This is a genomic window from Curtobacterium sp. MMLR14_010, assembly GCF_001865015.1.
In the GTDB taxonomy this organism is placed as follows: Bacteria; Actinomycetota; Actinomycetes; order Actinomycetales; family Microbacteriaceae; genus Curtobacterium.
In genome coordinates this window covers 1-14580 of sequence record NZ_MJGV01000026.1, presented here as the reverse complement: position 1 = coordinate 14580, position 14580 = coordinate 1, and the positions used below count along the sequence as shown (strand labels likewise).

11 protein-coding genes are annotated in these 14580 nt (G+C 71.0%); all 11 read left to right on the top strand.

Annotation, left to right across the window (positions count from 1 at the left end):
- The first annotated feature begins 89 nt into the window (after window positions 1–89).
- The 11 genes from pheS (at window position 90) to tyrS (ending at window position 14076) form a co-directional block, all read left to right on the top strand.
- Window positions 90–1130, top strand: coding sequence for a phenylalanine--tRNA ligase subunit alpha (gene pheS, locus BIU98_RS05770; RefSeq protein WP_071273116.1), 1041 nt, complete (start codon window positions 90–92; stop codon window positions 1128–1130).
- Entirely contained in the window at window positions 1130–3622 is a 2493-nt protein-coding gene (gene pheT, locus BIU98_RS05765) for a phenylalanine--tRNA ligase subunit beta (protein WP_071273113.1), read from the top strand. Before pheS ends, pheT begins: the two co-directional genes overlap by 1 nt.
- Before the next feature lie 75 nt (window positions 3623–3697).
- Window positions 3698–4795, top strand: a complete 1098-nt coding sequence (locus BIU98_RS05760; protein WP_071273110.1) for an N-acetyl-gamma-glutamyl-phosphate reductase — start codon at window positions 3698–3700, stop codon at window positions 4793–4795.
- Window positions 4792–6009, top strand: a complete 1218-nt coding sequence (gene argJ / locus BIU98_RS05755) for a bifunctional glutamate N-acetyltransferase/amino-acid acetyltransferase ArgJ (protein WP_083393013.1) — start codon at window positions 4792–4794, stop codon at window positions 6007–6009. Before BIU98_RS05760 ends, argJ begins: the two co-directional genes overlap by 4 nt.
- Complete coding sequence (argB, locus tag BIU98_RS05750; RefSeq protein ID WP_071273107.1) at window positions 6009–7019, top strand: acetylglutamate kinase; 1011 nt, start codon at window positions 6009–6011, stop codon at window positions 7017–7019. Before argJ ends, argB begins: the two co-directional genes overlap by 1 nt.
- A complete protein-coding gene (locus BIU98_RS05745; protein ID WP_071273104.1) occupies window positions 7016–8242 on the top strand; it encodes an acetylornithine transaminase in 1227 nt (408 codons plus the stop codon). The genes argB and BIU98_RS05745 overlap by 4 nt, the downstream gene beginning before the upstream one ends.
- On the top strand, window positions 8239–9207 hold the full coding sequence (argF, locus tag BIU98_RS05740) for an ornithine carbamoyltransferase (protein ID WP_071273101.1): 969 nt from the start codon (window positions 8239–8241) through the stop codon (window positions 9205–9207). Before BIU98_RS05745 ends, argF begins: the two co-directional genes overlap by 4 nt.
- A 25-nt stretch (window positions 9208–9232) precedes the next feature.
- Window positions 9233–10429, top strand: a complete 1197-nt coding sequence (locus BIU98_RS05735; RefSeq protein ID WP_071273098.1) for an argininosuccinate synthase — start codon at window positions 9233–9235, stop codon at window positions 10427–10429.
- Window positions 10430–10555: 126 nt separating this feature from the next.
- Window positions 10556–12025: an argininosuccinate lyase gene (argH, locus tag BIU98_RS05730; protein WP_071273095.1), complete on the top strand. Its 1470-nt coding sequence runs from the start codon at window positions 10556–10558 to the stop codon at window positions 12023–12025.
- Window positions 12022–12684 carry a DNA-3-methyladenine glycosylase gene (locus tag BIU98_RS05725; protein WP_071273092.1) on the top strand — a complete coding sequence of 221 codons (663 nt, stop codon included), beginning with the start codon at window positions 12022–12024 and terminating at the stop codon, window positions 12682–12684. The genes argH and BIU98_RS05725 overlap by 4 nt, the downstream gene beginning before the upstream one ends.
- Before the next feature lie 75 nt (window positions 12685–12759).
- Window positions 12760–14076: a tyrosine--tRNA ligase gene (gene tyrS, locus BIU98_RS05720; RefSeq protein ID WP_071273089.1), complete on the top strand. Its 1317-nt coding sequence runs from the start codon at window positions 12760–12762 to the stop codon at window positions 14074–14076.
- Window positions 14077–14580 lie beyond the last annotated feature (504 nt).

The window sequence follows — 14580 nt, the reverse complement described above, 5'->3', positions numbered from 1 at the left end:
TCCCTCCACAGGCGGCGCTTGTCCGGACTCCTCCACAGTCCGTCCGGTACAGAACGGCGGTATCCCAGGGGCCGGTAGGCTCTGGTGCTGTGTCAGAACCTCTCGAGATCAGCGAATCGGCCGTCGCCGACGCGGTCGACGCGGCCCTCGCCGCAGTCCGTGCCGCCACGACGGTCGCCGAGCTCAAGCAGGCCAGGGCGGAGCACACCGGCGAGCAGTCGACGCTCGCGCGGATGAACGCGTCGATGCGCAGTGTCCCGCCGGAGCAGAAGGCCCAGGCGGGCAAGCTCGTCGGGCAGGCGCGCGGTCGGGTCAACGGTGCGGTCGCCGAGCAGGAGTCGGTCCTCGCCGAGGCTGAGGAGCGCGCGCGGCTCGACGCCGAGCGTGTCGACGTCACCGCGCTGCCGTCCACCCGTGTCCCCGGCTCCCGGCACCCGCTCTCGCTGCTGAACGAGACCGTGGCCGACATCTTCGTCGGCATGGGGTGGGAAGTGGCAGAGGGCCCCGAGCTCGAGCACGAGTGGTTCAACTTCGACGCCCTGAACTTCGACCAGGACCACCCCGCCCGCGCGATGGCGGACACCGTCTTCGTCGAGCCGGTCGAGCGGCACCTGGTCATGCGCACGCACACGTCGCCGGTGCAGATCCGGTCGCTGCTCTCGCGGGACCTCCCCCTCTACGTCATCGCGCCCGGCCGGGTCTACCGCGCGGACGAGCTCGACGCCACGCACCTGCCGGTCTTCACGCAGGTCGAGGGCATCGCGATCGACAAGGGCCTGACGATGGCGCACCTGCGCGGCACGCTCGAGCACTTCGCACGGCAGATGTTCGGCGACGAAGCCCAGATCCGGCTGCGCCCGAACTACTTCCCGTTCACCGAGCCCTCCGCCGAGATGGACGTCTGGCAGCCGAACGCCAAGGGCGGCGCGCGCTGGGTCGAGTGGGGCGGGTGCGGCATGGTCAACCAGAACGTCCTGCGGTCGGCCGGCATCGACCCCGACGAGTACCAGGGCTTCGCCTTCGGCATGGGCATCGAGCGGACGCTCCAGTTCCGCAACGGCCTGAACGACATGCGTGACTTCCTCGAGGGCGACATCCGCTTCTCGCAGCAGTTCGGAACGGTGGTCTGATGCGCGTCCCACTCCGCTGGCTCGGTGAGTCGGTCGACCTCCCCGAGGACGCCACCCTCGAGCACGTCCACGCGGCGCTCGTGTCGGTCGGGTTCGAGGAAGAAGCCGTTCACACCTACGACCTCACCGGCCCCGTCGTGGTCGGCCGGGTGCTCGAGCGCGTCCCGGAGCCGCAGAAGAACGGCAAGACGATCAACTGGTGCCAGGTGGACGTCGGCGAGGCCGAGCCCCGCGGCATCGTCTGCGGCGCGCACAACTTCGACGTCGGCGACCTCGTCGTGGTGACGCTGCCGGGCGCCGTGCTGCCCGGGCCGTTCCCCATCGCCGCCCGCAAGACCTACGGCCACGTGTCGGACGGCATGATCGCCTCCGCACGGGAACTCGGGCTCGGGGACGAGCACGACGGCATCCTCCGGTTCGCCGACCTGGGCATGGAGCCCACCGTCGGCCAGGACGCCATCGCGCTCCTCGGCCTCGACGACGCCGCGGTGGAGATCAACGTCACCCCGGACCGCGGCTACGCGCTGAGCATGCGCGGCGTCGCCCGCGAGTACGCCCACGCCACCGGCGCCTCGTTCCACGACCCGGTCGACCGCGTCGCGCACCGGACCGCCGACGGGTTCTCCGTGACCATCGACGACCAGGCGCCGATCCGCGGCCGCGTCGGTTCCTCGACCTTCGTGACCCGGGTCGTCCGCGGCATCGATGCAGCGCGCCCGACACCGGCCTGGATGGTGTCGCGACTCTCGCTCGTCGGTGTCCGCTCCATCTCGCTGCCCGTCGACATCACGAACTACGTCATGTTCGAGCTCGGACAGCCCCTGCACGGGTACGACCTCGCGACCGTGCGGGGCGGACTCGGCGTCCGTCGTGCGGCACCGGGGGAGACCCTGACGACGCTCGACGACGTCACCCGGCAGCTCCACCCCGAGGACCTCGTCATCACCGACGACGACGGCCCCGTCGGACTCGCCGGCGTGATGGGCGGCGCCCGCACCGAGATCTCCGCGAGCACGTCAGACGTCCTCATCGAGGCCGCCGGCTTCGACCAGGTCTCCGTCGCCCGCACCGCCCGTCGCCACAAGCTCCCGAGCGAGGCCTCCCGTCGCTTCGAGCGCGGCGTCGACCCGCTGGTGGCCGAGGCGGCCGCGGACCGCGCGGTGGAGCTCCTCGTCGAGCTCGCCGGTGGCACAGCCGACGCACTCGGCTCCACGCTGGTCGACACCACCCCGCGGCCCGTCGTGACCATGCGCCTGTCCCGCCCGTCCGAACTGATCGGCGTGGAGTACTCCGACGCCGAGGTGACCGACACCCTGCGCGCCCTCGGTGCGACGGTGGAGGTCGACGGCGAGCAGCTCCTCGTCACGCCGCCCACCTGGCGCCCCGACCTGACCGACGACACCACCCTGGTCGAGGAAGTGGCCCGCATCGTCGGCTACGACCGCATCCCGAGTGTCCTGCCCGTCGCGCCGCCCGGACGGGGCCTGACCGCGCACCAGCGGGCACTCCGCCGCGTGGCAGCAGCCCTGGCGGCCGACGGCCTGACCGAGGTCGTCACCGCGCCGTTCCTGTCGGCAGCGACGGCGGCGGCGTACCCGGGCATCGACGCCGAGGGCGGCCCGAGCGTCGTGCTCGCGAACGCCCTCGACAGCGCGCAGGACCTGCTCCGTCGCAGCGGCCTGCCCGCGCTCGTGGACGTCGCCCGGCGCAACGTCTCCCGTGGCCTGGTCGACCTGGCCGTGTACGAGACCTCGCGGGTGTTCCTCCCCGTGGCCGACGCCGAACTCGGCACCACCGAGGTCCCCGTCGGCGCGGAGCACCCGGGTGCCGAGACCCTCCTCGCGCTCGACGCCGCCCTGCCCGCGCAGCCGTTCCACGTGTCGGCGCTCCTGACGGGCAACCGCCTCGTCAAGCAGCCCGGCGTGCTCCCGCAGCCGTTCGGCATCGCGGACGCGCTCGACGTCGCCCGCACCGTCGCCTGGGCGGCCGGGGTCCAGCTCACCGTGGTGCAGACGAGCCACCCGTCGCTGCACCCGGGCCGCGCGGCCGCGCTCCTGGTCGGGGAGTCCGTCGTCGGCGTCGCTGGCGAACTGCTGCCCGAGCTGACGGACGCGGCGGACCTGCCGCGGGTCGTCGCCGTCGTGGAGATCGACCTCGACGCGGTGGTCGCCGCGGTCCCGGATGCCGTGCACGTGGCGCCGATCGTGTCCTACCCGGCCGCGACCCAGGACCTCTCCCTGGTGGTCGGCGTCGACGTCCCCGCGGGCGAGGTGCTCCACGCGGTGCGCTCTGGCGCCGGAGAGCTGTTGGAGTATGCTCGCCTCGTGGATGACTACCGGGGCTCCGGCGTGGACGAGGGACAGAAGTCCCTGACGTTCGCGCTGCGCTTCCGCGCCACGGACCGCACCCTGACCGCTGCCGAGGCCTCCGTGGCCCGTGACGGCGCTGTCCGACGTGCCGGCGAGCGATTCGGGGCGACCCTGCGCGACTGATCCCACTGGGACCAGCACCGCCCGGGGCCGCCGCCTCAGATCCTCGACGAACAGTCCGACCGAAGGTGGAATCCCATGTCCGTATCCGTCGCCGTGGCGGGAGCCAGTGGCTACGCGGGTGGTGAGCTGCTGCGCATCCTCTCCGCCCATCCCGAGTTCGACGTCAGGACGGTCACCGCGTTCTCGAACGCCGGGCAGCCGCTCGTCGCGACGCAGCCGCACCTCCGTTCGCTGTCGCACCTGACCCTGGTCGAGACGACGGCGGAGACGCTTCGTGGGCACGACGTGGTCTTCCTGGCGCTGCCGCACGGGCAGTCCGGAGCGATCACCGCGGAGCTCGACGACGACACCCTCGTGGTGGACTGCGGCGCCGACCACCGACTGACCGACCCGGCAGCATGGGACGCCTTCTACGGCGGCGAGTACCACGGCGCGTGGACCTACGGCTTGCCCGAGCTCCTGCACGCGGCACCGACCCCCGGTTCGGCGGACGAGTGGCGCGACGTCGACGACATCGTCGCGCAGAGCCGACAGCGCACCGAACTCGCCTCGACCAAGCGCATCGCGGTGCCCGGGTGCAACGTGACCGCGATCACGCTCGGCATCCAGCCGGGGATCCAGGCCGGACTCGTGCAGGGCGACGACATCGTCGCGGTGCTCAGCGTCGGGCCGTCCGGTGCGGGCAAGAAGCTCGAGCCGACCTACCTCGCGGCCGAGATCATGGGCTCCGCCAGCGCGTACGCCGTCGGCGGGAAGCACCGGCACGTCCCGGAGATCCAGCAGAACCTGCGGGTGGCCGGCGCCTCGGACGTCACGATCTCGTTCACCCCGGTCCTCGTGCCGATGTCCCGCGGAATCCTCGCGACGACCACCGCCAAGCTGGCGCCGGGCGTCAGCGCGCGGGACGTCCGCCTCGCCTGGGAGCAGGCCTACGCGGACGAGCCCTTCGTGCACCTGCTGCCAGAGGGCCAGTTCCCCCGGGTCGCGGACACCATCGGCGCGAACACGGCACTCATCGGCGTGACCGTCGACGAGGCAGCCGGACGCGTCGTCGCGGTGACCGCCCTCGACAACCTCGCCAAGGGCACCGGCGGTGCAGCCGTCCAGTCGGCCAACATCGCACTCGGTCTGCCGGAGACCCTCGGCCTCAGCGTGGACGGAGTCGCACCGTGACCGACACGAACCAGCAGGACCAGGCCGCACCGAGCCTCCAGGCCCCGACCGACGGCCAGGGCGTCACCGCAGCAGCGGGCTTCCGCGCCGCCGGGGTGACCGCCGGGCTCAAGCAGAGCGGCACCCCCGACGCGGCGCTCGTCGTGAACGACGGCCCGGAATCGGCGGTCGCCGCCGTCTTCACCAGCAACCGCGCGCAGGCGCACCCGGTGATCTGGTCCCGCCAGGTCGTCGGCGACGGCGTGGCACGGGCCGTCTTCCTGAACTCCGGCGGCGCGAACTGCTTCACCGGCGCGTTCGGCTTCCAGACCACGCACATGACGGCCGAGGCCGTGGCCGACGCGCTCGGCATCGGTGCCGGCGACGTCGTCGTCTGCTCCACCGGGCTCATCGGCGTCGGTGACCAGACCTTCCGCGACCACGTCCTGCACGGGGTGGCACTGGCGAACGACTTGCTCACCGAGACCGGCGGACCGGACGCGGCCCGGGCGATCATGACGACCGACACGAAGCCGAAGCAGTCCGTCGTGACCGAGGACGGCTGGACCGTCGGCGGCATGGCCAAGGGCGCCGGCATGCTCGCGCCAGGGCTCGCGACGATGCTCGTCGTGATCACGACCGACGCGCTCCTCACCTCCGACGAGCTCGACCAGGCCCTGCGAGCAGCGACCCGCGTCACGTTCGACCGGGTCGACTCCGACGGCTGCATGTCGACGAACGACACGGTCGTGCTGATGTCCTCCGGTGCCTCCGGCGTCACGCCAGAGGTCGGCGACTTCCAGGAGGCCCTGACCGTCGTCTGCGCCGACCTGGCCCGGCAGCTGCAGCAGGACGCCGAGGGCGCGAGCCACGACATCGCGATCCACGTCGTGAACGCCGCGACCGAGGACGACGCCGTCACGGTCGGCCGCAGCGTCGCCAGGAACAACCTCTTCAAGGCGGCCGTGTTCGGCAACGACCCCAACTGGGGGCGGGTGCTCGCGGCGATCGGCACCACCGACGCCGAGTTCGACCCCTACGCGGTGGACGTCTCGATGAACGGCGTGCGGGTGTGCCACGCGGGTGCGCCCGACCGCCCCAGCGACGAGGTCGACCTCACCCCGCGCGACACCGACGTGCTCATCGACCTCGGGGTGGGGCCGTACTCGGCGACCATCCTGACGAACGACCTGACGCACGACTACGTCCACGAGAACAGCGCGTACTCCAGCTGATGGCCGACGACACACGCACCAAGCAGCACGACCACGAGCTTGCCGCCGTCAAGGCCGCGACGCTCATCGAGTCCCTGCCCTGGCTCAAGCGGTTCTCCGGCAAGATCGTCGTCGTCAAGTTCGGCGGGAACGCCATGGTGAACGACGACCTCAAGCGCGCCTTCGCCGAGGACATGGTCTACCTCCGCTACGCCGGCCTGCACCCGGTCGTCGTGCACGGCGGCGGCCCGCAGATCTCCGCAGCGCTGAAGGAACAGGGCATCGAGTCCGAGTTCCGCGGCGGCTACCGCGTCACCACGACCGAGGCGATCACCGTCGTCCGCGACGTCCTCGCCGGCGAGGTCAACCGCGAGATCGTCGACCTGATGAACGAACACGGCGACGGCATCGGTGTCGGTGTCTTCGGTGACGGCGGCTCGTTGTTCACCGGCGAACAGAAGGGCGTCGTCGTCGACGGCGAGCACTTCGACCTCGGTCACGTCGGTGACATCACCCATGTCGACCCCTCCGGTGTCCTCGCGGCGATCCGGGCGAACCAGATCCCGGTCGTGTCGAGCATCGCGATCGACGACGCCGACCCCGACCAAGCGCTCAACGTGAACGCCGACGCCGCGGCGGCCGCCCTCGCGATCGCGCTGGGTGCGTCGAAGCTGCTGATGCTGACCGACGTCCCCGGGCTCTACCGCAACTGGCCCGACCGCGACTCGATCATCGACCTCATCGCGGTCGAGGAACTGCGGGAGCTCCTGCCGTCGCTCGAGTCCGGGATGATCCCGAAGATGACCGCCTGCCTCGACGCCGTGGTCGGCGGGGTCGGCGGCGCGACGATCATCGACGGCCGCATCCCGCACTCGATCCTGCTCGAGGTCTTCACGCTCCGCGGCGCCGGCACCGAGGTGATCCCGGACCCGAGCAGGCGGACCGAGAACCAGAACACCCACGCCGAGATCGGCCGACGCGGTCCGGCAGTGACCCACGACACCACGCAGACGAAGGGAACCGCACGGTGAGCACCGAGACGCAGACCGAGACCTGGAACGACCGGTTCGGGGCGTCGCTCATGCGATCCCTCACGCCCCCGAAGATCATGCTCGAGCGCGGCCAGGGCTGCCGTGTCTGGGACGTGGACGGCAACGAGTACCTCGACTTCCTCGCCGGCATCGCCGTGAACTCCCTCGGGCACGCCCACCCCGCCCTGGTCGAGGCCATCAGCGACCAGGCGGCCAAGCTGGTGCACGTCTCGAACTACTTCGCGACCCCGCCCCAGCTCGAGCTCGCCGAACGCCTCAAGCGGATCTCCGGCGCCGGGGACGCCGGCCGCGTGTACTTCGGCAACTCCGGAGCCGAAGCGAACGAGGCCGCCTTCAAGCTCGCGCGGCTGAACCGCGGTGCCGACGGCCGGAAGACCCGCATCCTGGCGCTCAAGCAGGCCTTCCACGGGCGCACGATGGGCGCCCTCGCACTCACCGGCAAGCCCGCGCTGCAGGAGGACTTCCTGCCGATGATCCCGGGCGTCGAGCACATCGACACCTCGATCGAAGCCTTGGAACACGCGATCGACGACACCGTCGCGGCGCTGTTCATCGAGCCGATCAAGGGCGAGGCCGGCGTGGTCGACCTGCCCGAGGGCTTCCTCGCGGCCGCCCGGCGCCTGACCGAGCAGCACGGCGCGCTCCTCGTCCTCGACGAGATCCAGACCGGGGTCGGTCGCACCGGTTCGTGGTTCGCGTTCCAGCAGTACGACGTCGTCCCGGACGCCATCACGGTCGCGAAGGGCATCGCCGGCGGCTTCCCGATCGGCGCGCTCGTGACCTTCGGCTGGGCGTCCGACCTGTTCTCCGCGGGCCAGCACGGCTCGACCTTCGGCGGCAACCCGCTCGGCACCCGCGTCGCGAACGCCGTGCTGACCGAGATCGAGTCCGCCGGGCTCGTCGAGGGCGCCGTCACGAAGGGCGAGCGCATCCGCAGCGGCATCAGCGCGTTCGGCTCGCCGCTCGTGCAGGAGGTCCGGGGGACCGGGCTCCTGATCGGCGTCGGGCTGCACCTGCCCGTCGCGGCCGCGATCGCCGCAGCCGCCCTCGAGCGCGGCCTTATCGTCAACGCCCCGAACGAGTCGAGCCTGCGCATCGCGCCGCCGCTCATCGTCACCGACGCCGAGATCGACGAGTTCCTCGCGATCCTCGCCCAGAGCATGGCGTCCGTCGAGGGCGCTCACCAGGAGACCCCCGCATGACCCGCCACTTCCTCCGTGACGACGACCTGACCCAGGCCGAGCAGTCCGCGATCCTCGACCTCGCCGTCGAGATGAAGCGCGACCGCTGGGGTGCCAAGCCCCTCGCCGGCCCGCAGAGCGTCGCCGTGATCTTCGACAAGTCGTCCACCCGCACCCGGGTGTCCTTCCACGTCGGCATCAGTGACCTCGGCGGCAGCCCGCTCATCATCTCGACCGCCAACAGCCAGCTCGGCGGCAAGGAGACCCCGTCGGACACCGCCCGCGTGCTCGAGCGCATGGTCTCGGCGATCGTCTGGCGCACCTACGGCCAGGCCGGACTCGAGGAGATGGCCGCGAGCACGTCCGTGCCCGTCGTGAACGCGCTCTCCGACGACTTCCACCCCTGCCAGCTCCTCGCGGACCTGCTCACCATCCGCGAGCACCGCGGCGCCCTCGCCGGACAGACCATCGCGTTCGTCGGTGACGGGGCGAGCAACATGGCGCACTCGTACCTGCTGGCCTGCGCGACCGCCGGCATGCACGTCCGCGTCGGCTCCCCGAGCGCGTTCTCACCCACCCCGCAGGTGGTCACGGACGCCGAGCAGCGCGCCGCCGAGACCGGTGGATCGGTGCTCGTGGTGACTGACCCGGTCGCCGCGGTCGCCGGAGCCGACGTCGTCGTGACCGACACGTGGGTCTCGATGGGCAAGGAGGACGAGAAGCAGCAGCGACTCGACACCTTCAACGGCTACCGCGTCGACGACGCGATGATGGCCCACGCGGCCGACGACGCCGTGTTCATGCACTGCCTGCCGGCCGACCGGGGCTACGAGGTGACCGCCGACGTGATCGACGGCCCGCGCAGCATCATCTGGGACGAGGCGGAGAACCGTCTCCACGCCCAGAAGGCCCTGCTCGCCTGGCTCCTCGCAGCGAACACCGCGACCGCGAACACCGCGACCGCGGCCCCGGCCGCGACCAACTGACCCCAACACCCCTAGGAGACATCACATGGCAGACCGCGTCGTACTGGCGTACTCCGGAGGACTCGACACCTCCGTCGGCATCGGCTGGCTCAAGGACGCCACCGGCAAAGAGGTCGTCGCGCTGGCGGTGGACGTCGGCCAGGGTGGCGAGGACATGGAGGCCATCCGGCAGCGCGCGCTCGACTGCGGCGCCGTGGAGTCGGTGGTCATCGACGCGAAGGACGAGTTCGCCGACGACTACCTCGTGCCGGCCCTCAAGGCGAACGCGCTCTACCAGAAGCGCTACCCGCTGGTCTCCGCGCTGAGCCGCCCGCTCATCGCGAAGCACCTCGCCCTGACCGCCAAGCAGCTCGGCGCCGACAGCGTCGCCCACGGCTGCACCGGCAAGGGCAACGACCAGGTCCGCTTCGAGGCCGCCGTCGCCGCGATCGCACCCGACCTGACGAGCGTCGCTCCGGTCCGCGACCTCGCGCTCACCCGCGACAAGGCGATCATCTACGCGCAGGAGCACGACCTGCCGATCCTCCAGAGCAAGAAGTCGCCGTACTCGATCGACCAGAACGTCTGGGGCCGCGCGGTGGAGACCGGGTTCCTCGAGGACCCGTGGAACGCCCCGATCGAGGACCTCTACGCCTACACGCAGGACCCGGCGATCGCGCGCGACGCCGACGAGGTCACGATCACGTTCGAGCAGGGCATCCCGGTCGCCCTCGACGGCCAGCGCTTCAGCGTCCTGCGCATCGTGCAGGAGCTCAACGCCCTCGCCGGCAAGCACGGCGTCGGCCGCATCGACGTCGTCGAGGACCGTCTCGTCGGCATCAAGTCGCGCGAGGTCTACGAGGCCCCGGCCGCGATGGCGCTCATCGCCGCGCACGAAGAGCTCGAGAGCCTGACCCTCGAGCGCGACGTGAACCGCTACAAGCGCGGTGTCGAGTCCGAGTGGGCCGACCTGGTCTACGACGGGCTCTGGTTCGGCGGGCTCAAGCGCTCGCTCGACGCCTTCATCAACGACACCCAGCAGTACGTCTCGGGCGACATCCGCATGCAGCTGCACGGCGGTCGCGCGACGGTCACGGGTCGCCGCAGCGAGCAGTCGCTGTACGACTTCGACCTCGCGACCTACGACACCGGCGACACGTTCGACCAGTCGCTGTCGAAGGGCTTCATCGAGATCTGGTCGCTCCCGTCCAAGATCTCCGCTCGCCGCGATCTGGCGAACTGACCCGTCGCGGACGGCGCGACCAGTCGGTCGCGCCGTCCGCACCGCACTGGAGGCCCGACCCACCTCCGCCCCGCTCGTCACGACCAAGACCGACCCAGACCGACCCACGACACGACGCAGGACGACATGACGGACGCAAGCGGAGCCTCCCGGCCGGAGACGCACGCCACCAAGACCGACGGCACCAACGCCGGCGCCCTGTGGGGCGCCCGGTTCGCGGACGGGCCGAGCGCCGAACTCGCCGCTCTGTCGAAGTCGACGCACTTCGACTGGCAGCTCGCGCCGTACGACCTCGCCGGTTCCCGGGCGCACGCCAGGGCCCTGCACTCGGCGGGGTACCTGACGGCGGACGAGCTCGAGGCCATGACCGCCGGGCTCGACCGCCTCGACGCCGCCCACGCCGACGGCTCCCTGCAGCCGGACGAGTCGGACGAGGACGTCCACGGCGCCCTCGAACGCCTGCTCATCGCGGACCTCGGCCCGGCCCTCGGCGGCAAGCTCCGCGCCGGCCGCAGTCGCAACGACCAGATCGCCACGCTCGGCCGCATGCACATGCTCGACCACGGCCGGCGCATCGGCCGGATGGTCATCGACCTCGTCGACGCGATCAGCCAGCAGGCGAGCGAGCACCAGGGCGCGATCATGCCCGGGCGCACGCACCTGCAACACGCGCAGCCGGTCCTCCTCGCGCACCACCTCCTCGCGCACGCGTGGCCCCTGGTGCGGGACCTCGAACGCCTCCGCGACTGGTCCGGCCGCGCCAGCGTGAGCCCGTACGGCGCCGGGGCACTCGCCGGCAGCTCCCTCGGACTCGACCCGACGGCGATCGCCCTCGAGCTCGGCTTCGACCGCCCCGCGGAGAACTCGATCGACGCCACCGCCGCGCGGGACACGGTCGCCGAGTTCGCCTACGTCCTCGCGCAGATCGGCATCGACGTCTCGCGCCTGGCGGAAGAGGTCATCCTGTGGAACACGAAGGAGTTCGGCTTCGTCCGGCTCCACGACGCGTTCTCCACCGGGTCGAGCATCATGCCGCAGAAGAAGAACCCTGACATCGCCGAGCTCGCTCGCGGCAAGTCCGGCCGGCTCCTCGGCAACCTCACCGGGCTGCTCGCGACCTTCAAGGGCCTCCCGTTGGCGTACAACCGCGACCTCCAGGAGGACAAGGAGCCCGTCTTCGACTCCGTCACGACGCTCGAGGTCCTGCTGCCGGCCTTCACGGGCATGGTCGCGACCCTGTCCTTCGACACCGACCGGATGGCCGAGCTCGCGCCGCAGGGCTTCTCGCTCGCCACCGACGTGGCCGAGTGGCTCGTCCGACAGGGCGTGCCGTTCCGCGACGCCCACGAGGTCTCGGGTGCACTCGTCCGGTACTGCGAGGAGCGCGGCATCGAGCTCGACGACCCGACCGACGAGGAGTACGCCGCCGTCTCGGAGCACCTCACGCCCGACGTCCGCGCCGTGCTCACCATCGAGGGGAGCGTCGCCTCGCGCTCGGGTGTCGGCGGCACCGCGCCTGACCGCGTGGTCGAACAGCTCGCGACGCTCACGCAGCGTGTCCGTGACCTCGCCGCGGGAGCGCCCTTCACGCGATGACGAGTGCTGCGCTCGCGGTCCTCGCGGCGCCGGCTCCGCTGTCGGCGCCAGCCCTGCTCGGCGCCACGCTGACCGGCAAGGGCGTCACGATCCGCATCACCGAGGTCGAGGCCTACTTCGGCCCCACCGATCCCGGATCCCACGGGCACCGCGGGATGACGGACCGGAACCGCAACCTGTTCGGGCCGGCCGGGACGCTCTACGCCTACCGCTCGTACGGCATCCACACCTGCGTCAATGTGGTGAGCGGCGACACCGGGACGTCCTCCGGGTCCCTGCTCCGTGGCGCCGAGGTGGTCGACGGCGTCGACATCGCCCGCGGGCGTCGGGGCGCTGCCGTCTCGGACGTCCAGCTCGCGCGGGGCCCCGGCAACCTCGGTGCGGCCATCGGCGCGGTGCTCGGCACGGACGACGGCACGTCGGTCCTCGACGGCTCCGGTCCGTACGTGCTCGCCCTGGCTCCCGGTCTGGAGGCCCGGATCGCCACCCACGGTCCGGCTGCGGTCCTCGCCGAGCTCGCCTCCGACCCCGGCATCCACCGTGGGCCGCGGACCGGCGTCGCCGGCCGCGCCGGTGGCGGGACCTTCCCGTGGCGGTTCTGGCTGCCGGGGGAGCCGACGGTCTCGACGTACCGGCGGCACAAGGGCGCGGTCGACTGACCAGGCCGAGCCGAGCCTCCCGGCCGCTCTCCCTGCCGACCCGATGGCGTCGGCGTCCGCCGCTACGATGGACCGGTGTCCAGTGATCCCGCTCCCGACGTCCTGACGCGCCAACAGAACGACCCCACATTCGACTCGGTGTGGGACGAACTCCGGTGGCGCGGTCTGGTGCAGGTCTCGACCGACGAGACCGCCCTGCAGAAGGCCCTCGACGGCGACCCGATCACCTACTACTGCGGGTTCGACCCCACGGCGCCGTCGCTGCACTGCGGCAACCTCCTGCAGCTCCTGACCATGCGTCGGTTGCAGCTCGCGGGGCATCGACCACTCGCGCTCGTCGGGGGATCGACCGGCCTGATCGGGGACCCGCGGCCCACGGCCGAACGAACGTTGAACACCCGCGAGACGGTGTCGAACTGGGTGAGCCGCCTGCAGGAGCAGGTGTCGCGGTTCCTCAGTCCGGACGGGGACAACGGCGTGCGGCTCGTGAACAACCTCGACTGGACGTCGCCGCTGTCCGCGATCGACTTCCTCCGCGACATCGGCAAGTACTTCCGCGTCAACTCGATGCTCAAGAAGGACGCCGTCGCGGCACGGCTGAACTCGGACGCGGGGATCAGCTACACGGAGTTCAGCTACCAGATCCTGCAGGGGCTGGACTACCGGGAGCTCTTCCTGCAGTACGGGTGCACGCTGCAGACCGGTGGCTCCGACCAGTGGGGCAACCTGACCTCGGGGACGGAGCTGATCCGCCGTGCCGAGGGGGCGACGGTGCACGCGCTCGGGACCCCGCTGATCACGAACTCCGACGGCACCAAGTTCGGCAAGAGCGAGGGCAACGCCATCTGGCTCGACGCCGAGATGACCTCGCCGTACGCGCTGTACCAGTTCTGGCTCAACACAGCGGACGCCGACGTCATCGCCCGGCTGCGGGAGTTCACGTTCCTGCCCAGGGCGGAGATCGAACGACTCGAGCGGGCGGTCGCCGACGAGCCCTTCCGACGAGAGGCCCAGCGGACCCTGGCGTTCGAGGTCACCTCGCTCGTGCACGGGGTCGAAGCCACGCAGGCGGCGATCGATGCGTCGGCTGCGCTGTTCGGCAACGGGGACCTCGAGGCCCTCGATGCCCAGACCCTGCAGTCCGCGATCGCCGAGCTCCCGGGGTCGGTGTCGCTCGACCCGGGCGACGACCTCGCGAAGGCCCTCGTCGAGACCGAGCTGGTGAAGTCCCTCGGGGAAGCCCGGCGCGCGATCGACCAGGGCGGGGTCTACGTGAACAACGCCCGGGCCGACGACCCGACCGCGGTGCTGGCCGACCTCGCGTTGCCCGGGGGCGTGCTCGTCGTCCGGCGTGGCAAGAAGACCCTCGCCGGCGTGACCCTCACCGCCTGACCACCGCCCGCCCGAAGCCCGGTTCTCCCTTGCGAGGACCGGGCTTCGTCGTGTTCCGGCGCCGGTGTTGCACGATGCGACACGCCCGGGATCTGGCCTGGCTTGGCGCTCTGGCCGATCCGCCCGTAATGTTTCCTCTCGTCACCCCAAAGGTGCGGCGGAGCGGCTGGAGCGAAAGCCCAGAGCACGTCGGCCCTCAAGCGGGACCATCCTCCACAGGAGTTCGGAACTGGCCTTGCGCCAACCGGCTCCGACGCCTAGGATGACTACTCCACCGGTTCTCTCCTACGCGATGAGCCACAGAGCACGTCGGTACGACAAGTACCTCAGTGTTCGACGTCACCGGTGGTCACACCAAGAACGAATGCCTCTCTGGCGGAATCCTTCACGGGTCGAGCGGAGAGTGCGTCTGGTCCTTGAGAACTCAACAGCGTGCACATTGTCAATGCCAATTTATTGACCTCGTCGCTCATCACTTGTGGTGAGTGTCGGAGACAATTCCTT

What these genes read in the sequence shown, in the direction of transcription:
- argF (WP_071273101.1), top strand. Translation starts at nt 8,239, where the DNA reads ATGACCCGCCACTTCCTCCGTGACGACGACCTGACCCAGGCCGAGCAG.
- argB (WP_071273107.1), top strand. Translation starts at nt 6,009, where the DNA reads ATGGCCGACGACACACGCACCAAGCAGCACGACCACGAGCTTGCCGCC.
- argH (WP_071273095.1), top strand. Translation starts at nt 10,556, where the DNA reads ATGACGGACGCAAGCGGAGCCTCCCGGCCGGAGACGCACGCCACCAAG.
- pheT (WP_071273113.1), top strand. Translation starts at nt 1,130, where the DNA reads ATGCGCGTCCCACTCCGCTGGCTCGGTGAGTCGGTCGACCTCCCCGAG.
- BIU98_RS05735 (WP_071273098.1), top strand. Translation starts at nt 9,233, where the DNA reads ATGGCAGACCGCGTCGTACTGGCGTACTCCGGAGGACTCGACACCTCC.
- BIU98_RS05760 (WP_071273110.1), top strand. Translation starts at nt 3,698, where the DNA reads ATGTCCGTATCCGTCGCCGTGGCGGGAGCCAGTGGCTACGCGGGTGGT.
- BIU98_RS05725 (WP_071273092.1), top strand. Translation starts at nt 12,022, where the DNA reads ATGACGAGTGCTGCGCTCGCGGTCCTCGCGGCGCCGGCTCCGCTGTCG.